The organism is Pseudomonas sp. KBS0710 (assembly GCF_005938045.2).
GTDB lineage: Bacteria > Pseudomonadota > Gammaproteobacteria > Pseudomonadales > Pseudomonadaceae > Aquipseudomonas.
In genome coordinates, this window is sequence record NZ_VCCF02000001.1 from 2,699,348 (window position 1) to 2,705,948 (window position 6,601).

Genomic DNA, 6,601 nt, shown 5'->3' on the forward strand with positions numbered 1-6,601 from the left:
CATCACGGCAAACGGATACGGGGCTAAAACGATTCGATCCGGGTAGTCGCCAAAATGAGAATGACTAGCATCCTCTCCCATGCAATTGCCTGCCCCAGCGCCTGGGCCAACCCCGGCCCGGGCCCTAGCGATGAGAAGACGTTGAGCCATGGCCACTCCCAGCACCTCAACCGCAACACTGCTGCGCCAGTCCCTGTCTGAAGCACTCGGCCTGCCCGCCGAGCAGATTCCACTGGACGCCAACCTGATTGAATGGGGGTTGGATTCCGTCACCCTGATTCGACTCGCCGGCCAATGGCGTCGCCATGGCCTGGCCGCGCGCTTTGCCGAGCTGGTGGCCGACCCACGCCTGTCAGCCTGGCTGGTGCTGCTGGATGTGGCGCCACCCATGCCTGCCCCACTCAGCGCAAGCGTCGAAGACGCACAACCCTTTGAGCTGGCGCCGATGCAACACGCCTATTGGGTCGGCCGCGCCCCCGGCCAACAGCTGGGCGGCGTGGCTGCGCACTTTTATAACGAGTTCGATGGCCGCGAGGTTGACCCGATACGGTTGGAAGCCGCCGTGCGCGCTCTGCTGGCGCGCCACCCGATGCTACGGGCGCAATTCCTGGAGGATGGTCGCCAACAGATCCTCGCCCACAGCCCCTGGCCAGGGCTCAAGGTGCATGACCTGCGCCAGGCCAGCGCCGAACACCTGCAGCAACGCCTGGAAGCCTTGCGGGCCGAACTGTCCCACCGTCAATTGGCGGTAGACCAGGGCCAGGTGCTCGATATCCAGCTTTCGTTATTGCCCGACGGCACCCGCCTGCACCTGAACCTCGACATGCTCGCCGCCGATGCCTTGAGCCTGCGCACCTTGCTCGGTGATCTGGTGCAGCTGTATCGCCAGCAGCCCCTACCGAAGCTGGGCTACAGCTTTGCCCGTTACCTGGCCCAAGCGCGCCTGGAACAGGCCGGCCCCGAGCAGCGTGCGCGTCATCAACAAGCGCGTGAATACTGGTTGCAGCGCCTCGACCAACTGCCCACGGCCCCACGTTTGCCGATCAAAGCCCACGGCGGCGAGCATCAGGTGCGGCGCCGTCACCACTGGTTGCCGCCGTCGCAGCGCCAGGCCTTTGAACGCCACGCCCGCGAGCATGCGCTTACGCCGGCCATGGCCCTGGCAGCGGTGTTCTGCGAAGCCCTGGGGGCCTGGAGCGAAACGCCCGAGCTGTTGCTCAATTTGCCATTGTTCAACCGCATGCCGTTGCATGCCGATGTGGAGCGCCTGGTCGGCGACTTCACCTCGTCGATCCTGCTGGCCTGGGACGGTCAGATAACCGGCAGCTTTGCCACACGGGCCAAGGCCCTGCAACGGCGCTTCCACACGGATGCGGCGCACAGTGCGTTTTCCGGCCTTGAGGTGTTGCGCGAGCTGTCCCGGCAACGCGGTGAGCAAGTGCTGGCGCCAGTGGTGTACACCAGCGCCCTGGGCTTGGGCGAGTTGTTCGCCGAGGGCGTACAGGATAGTTTCGGCCAACCGGCGTGGATCATTTCCCAAGGCCCGCAAGTGTGGCTCGACGCACAGGTGACCGAGCTGGACGGCGGGATTCTGGTCAACCTGGATGCCCGCGAAGGTTTGTTTGCCGACGGCGTGCTGGATGGCCTGTTCGAAGCCTACACCGGCTTGCTCGAGCGCCTGTGTTATGAGTCCACCGCCTGGCAGCAGGCGACTCCGGCACTGATCCCGGCCCGTCAGCTTGCGCTGCGCAACGCCAGCCAAGGCACGCCTGCGCCGTTGCCGGTCAAACGCCTGCACGAGGCATTTTTTACCCAGGCGCGGCGCACCCCCGAACGGCCGGCGCTGCTGCACGGCGAGCGGGCCGTCATCACCTACGCCGAACTGGCCGAGCGTGCCCTGCGCGTGGCGGCTTACCTCGAAGGCCAAGGTGTGCAGCGCGGTGATGTGGTCGCACTGCAATTGCCCAAAGGCCCGGAACAGGTGATCGCGGTGCTGGGCATCCTTGCGTGCAGTGCCAGCTATTTGCCGATTGGTTTTGACCAGCCTGAAGCGCGCGTGCAGAAAATCTACCGGTCTTCCGGTGCTTGTTTGCTGCTGAAAACACTGCCCACCTTCGATCACGCGTTGGCGCACCCCCGGCCTGGCGACATCAATGACCTGGCCTACATCCTCTACACCTCCGGCTCCACCGGCGAACCCAAAGGCGTGGAGATCAGCCACCTGGCGGCCGCCAATACCCTGGAAGACCTGCAACGGCGCCTGCAGCTGAACCACCAGGACCGCATCCTGGCGTTGTCGGCGCTGGAGTTCGACCTGTCGGTGTTCGACCTGTTTGCAGCACTGTCCACGGGCGCCGCCGTGATCGTCATTGAACCGCACGCGCAACGTGACGCCGCGCGCTGGCGTGAGCTGGCCTTGCAGCACCGTGCCACGCTGCTCAATTGCGTGCCGGCGCTGCTCGACATGCTGCTCGGCAGCGCCCCGGCGAACGCCCAACTGCCCTTGCGCGCGGTGCTGCTGGGTGGTGACAAAGTCGCGCCGGATCTGGCATCACGCCTGTGGGATCAAGCGCCGGGCTGCCGCTTTATGGCGCTGGGTGGCGCCACCGAAACCGCGATCCACTCGACCCTGTTCGAGGTGCTGCCCGGCCAGCCGCTGGATTGGCATTGCCTGCCTTACGGCAAACCGCTGGATAACGTGCACCTGCGCATTGTCGATCAGCACGGCCACGATTGCCCGGATTGGGTCGCGGGTGAACTGTGGATCGGCGGCAGCGGCGTTGCCCAAGGCTATCGCGCTGACCCTGTACGCAGCGCCGAACGTTTTGTCGATTACCAAGGCCTGCGTTGGTACCGCACCGGTGACAGTGCGCGCTACCACCCCGACGCGAATGTCGAGTTCCTGGGGCGTGGCGACTTCCAGCTCAAGCTGCACGGCTATCGCATTGAAGCCAGCGAAGTCGAAAACGCCTTGTTGGCCTGCCCAGGGGTTGAACACGCGGTGGCGCTGCTCGCCGGTCAGCAATTGGCGGCTGTGGTGCGCCTGGCTGACGGCCCTGCGCAACCCTCGCCGGTCGAACTGACGGGCCTGGCCGAACGCCTGCCGGCCTACATGATCCCGGCGCTGGTCCTCAGCTGTGCGCAGTTGCCCTTGACCGCCAACGGCAAGGTCGATCGCCACACACTCAAGGCTTGGCTGAGCACTCACGGCACGCCTGCACTGCGCGAACTGTCGCCACCCTGCGGTGCCATCGAGCAGCACGTGGCGCACGCCTGGCAGCAAGTGCTCGGCTGTGGTGAGGTCAGCCGTGAACACAGCTTCTTTGCCCTCGGCGGCGACTCCTTAAGCGCCACGCGCCTGGTGCGCCTGCTGGCCGAACAAGGCATCAGCGGTGCGCGCATCGCCCAGGTGTTTGCCAAGCCGGTGCTGGCGCACTTTTGCGCAGGCTTGCAGCAACAGGCCCAGGCCGAATCGCGCCAGGCCATCGTGCCGGACCCGGCGCAGCGTCACGTGCCCTTCGCCATGACCGAGGTGCAGCAGGCCTACTGGCTGGGCCGCGACCCAAGCCTGGTGCTGGGCGGTGTGAGCTGCCACTTCTATCGCGAATATGACGTCGAAGACCTCGACCTGCCACGCCTGCAACAGGCATTGACGCGCCTGATCGAGCGCCACGACATGCTGCGCGCGGTGTTTGACCCTCAGGGCCAGACGCGCATCCTGCAACAGGTGCCGGCGTTTACCATCGGCCAAGGCCACGCCAGCCTTGAAGACCTGCGCGAACACTGCGCCCATCGGGTGTTCGATCCCGGCCAGTGGCCGCTGTTAGACGTGCAGGTGGTGACCCACGGCCGCCACTCGCGCCTGGCCATCAGCCTGGATAATCTGATTGTGGATGCGCTGAGTATCCTGCGCTTCTACGCCGAACTCGACGCCTTATACCGCTCGCCCGAACTGACACTGGCGCCCCTGACGCTGTCGTTTCGCGACTATCAGCTGCAAGCCGTGCCTGCACCCGAGGAGCTGCAGGCCGCGCAAGACTTCTGGCAGCAACGCCTGCCGCAATTGCCGCCGCACCCGCAACTGCCTCTCGCCGCCGACCCTGCCAGCCTGGGCCGCCCACGCTTCGAGCGTTTGGCCGGAAAGATTGATGCCCAGGCCTGGCAGGCGATCCTGGTCAAGGCCCAGCAACACGGGCTGACCGCCTCAGCGGTGCTGCTCTGCGCGTTTGCCGAAACCCTTGGGCGCTGGAGCGCGCGGCCCGACCTGAGCCTCAACCTGACCTTGTTCGACCGCCGCCCGTTGCACCCACAGATCGATCAGGTGATGGGCGACTTCACCTCACTGACCTTGCTCGGCTATGCACCACTGCCCGGTGAACGCTGGCTTGAGCGTGCGCGGCGCACCCAGCACAGCCTGGGCGAAGCGTTGGACCATCGCTGCATCGGCTCGGTCACCTTGCTGCGCCAATTGGCACGCAGCAATGGTGCGCAACAGGTGAGCATGCCCGTGGTGTTCACCAGTGCCCTGGGGGTGCCCGATGGCACCGCCGCGCCGGCCGATGGGCCGTTCGCGCATCAGGTCTTCGGCCTCACCCAGACGCCGCAAGTCTGGCTCGACCATCAGGTGGTGGAAGCCGAAGGCGGTATCGCCCTGAACTGGGACCGGGTGGTCGGGTTGTTTCCCGAAGGCCTCATCGAAGCCATGTTCGAGGCCTACCTGCATAGCCTCAATTGGCTGGCCGAACATGCCTGGGACAGCCTCCCACCCGACTTGCTGCCGGTGGCCCAGGCGCAACAGCGTGCCCGGCTCAACGCGCCAGGCCCTGGCGTGGCGGGCGATCCGACCCTGCATCAGGGCTTTTTCCAACACGCGCGCCAGGCCCCGCAACGCCCGGCGCTGTTGTGGGGCGAACACGCCACACTGAGCTATGGCGAGCTGGCCGAGCAGGCGCTGCGCATTGCCCGCAGCCTGGTGGACGCGGGGGTCATGCCCGGCGACCTGGTGGCGGTGTCGCTGGCCAAGGGGCCGCAACAGATTGCCAGTGTGCTGGGGGTTCTGGCCGCAGGCGCGGCGTACCTGCCGGTGGGTGTCGACCAGCCGTTGCAGCGTTGCCAGCGCATCCTGCAACAGGCTGGCGTGACGCTGATGCTGGCCGAGCACGACCCGCAACTGCCGGGCGTGCAACATCTCTCGCCGTCTAGCGCCCAGCAAGCCACGCCACTGCCCGCCCCCCGTGTGGTTGACGCCGGGGCGCTCGCTTACGTGATCTACACCTCCGGCTCCACCGGCCAGCCCAAGGGCGTGGAAATGACCCACCGTGCGGCGATGAATACCGTGGCCGAGATCAATCGTTGCTACGCCATTGACGCGACGGACCGCCTGCTGGCCTTGTCGGCGCTGGACTTCGACCTGTCGGTGTATGACCTGTTCGGTTTGCTCTCTGCCGGTGGCGTGCTGGTGCTGATCGAGGAAGACCAGCGCCGCGATGCGCGGGCCTGGCTCAAGGCGCTGCAACAGCATCGCGTAACCCTGTGGAACAGCGTGCCGGCACTGCTCGACATGCTGCTGGCCGCCAACGCCCATGACCGCCAGCCGCTGGCGCTGAAGGTCGCATTGCTGTCGGGCGACTGGATTGGCCTCGACCTGCCGCAACGCCTGCAACAGCAGGCGCCGGGGTGTCGCTTTATCGCCCTGGGTGGCGCCACCGAAGCGGCGATCTGGTCAAACCACTTCGAGGTGCAACAGCCGCTGCCGGGCTGGCGTTCGATTCCCTATGGCGTGCCGCTGGCCAACCAGGCGTATCGGGTGGTGGATGCCCTGGGCCGTGACTGCCCGGACTGGGTCACCGGGGAACTGTGGATCGGCGGCGCCGGTGTCGCACGCGGCTACCGGCATGCGCCGCAGCTGAATGCCGAACGCTTTGTGAATGGCTGGTACCGCACCGGCGACCTTGGCCGTTATCGACCCGGCGGCCTGCTGGAGTTTCTCGGCCGCGCGGACAGCCAGGTCAAAGTCCATGGCCATCGTATCGAGCTGGGCGAAATCGAAGCCGCCCTCGCCCGCCATCCTTGCGTAAACCAAGCCGTGGCGCTGGTCGCGGATAACCGCCTGATGGCCGCCGTGACCGCCAGCACCTGCGCTGACGTGCTCGCGCAGCACTTGGAAGACTGCCTGCCGGCGTATATGCGCCCGGAACAGATCCTGGTGCTGGCGCAATTGCCGCTGAGCAGCAACGGCAAGGTCGACCGCCGTGCGTTGCTGGCGCCCCTGGCCGCCGCCGCCCAGTCACGCCCAGCCGTGGACGAGCAACCCCTGAGCCACAGCGAACGGTTGATTGCCGAGCTTTGGCAGCAACTGCTCAACGTGCCGAACGTAGCGCGCCACGACAATTTTTTCCGCCTCGGCGGCGACAGCCTGCTGGCCACGCGTTTTCTCGAACTGCTGCGCACCCGCCTGGGCCTGGACCTGCCCATGGGCCAACTGTTCGGCGCCGCCAGCTTGATGGAAGTGGCCCAGACCCTCGAGCGCCAGCCCAGCCCACATGCCGTTGAAGAGGGTGTCGTGTGATGCCCGCGCAAACCGATTTTTTTCCAGGAGCCC

The 6,601-nt window shown here is 66.2% G+C and carries 1 protein-coding gene; it reads left to right on the forward strand.

Translation table 11 applies throughout. From position 1 onward, the window contains the following. The first annotated feature begins 148 nt into the window (after nt 1–148). On the forward strand, nt 149–6,568 hold the full coding sequence (locus FFI16_RS12400) for a non-ribosomal peptide synthetase (RefSeq protein WP_138817592.1): 6,420 nt from the start codon (nt 149–151) through the stop codon (nt 6,566–6,568). Nucleotides 6,569–6,601: the final 33 nt, after the last annotated feature.

Bases quoted from the DNA above. Each gene is read 5' to 3' on its own strand.
- FFI16_RS12400 (WP_138817592.1), top strand. From the start codon at position 149: ATGGCCACTCCCAGCACCTCAACCGCAACACTGCTGCGCCAGTCCCTG.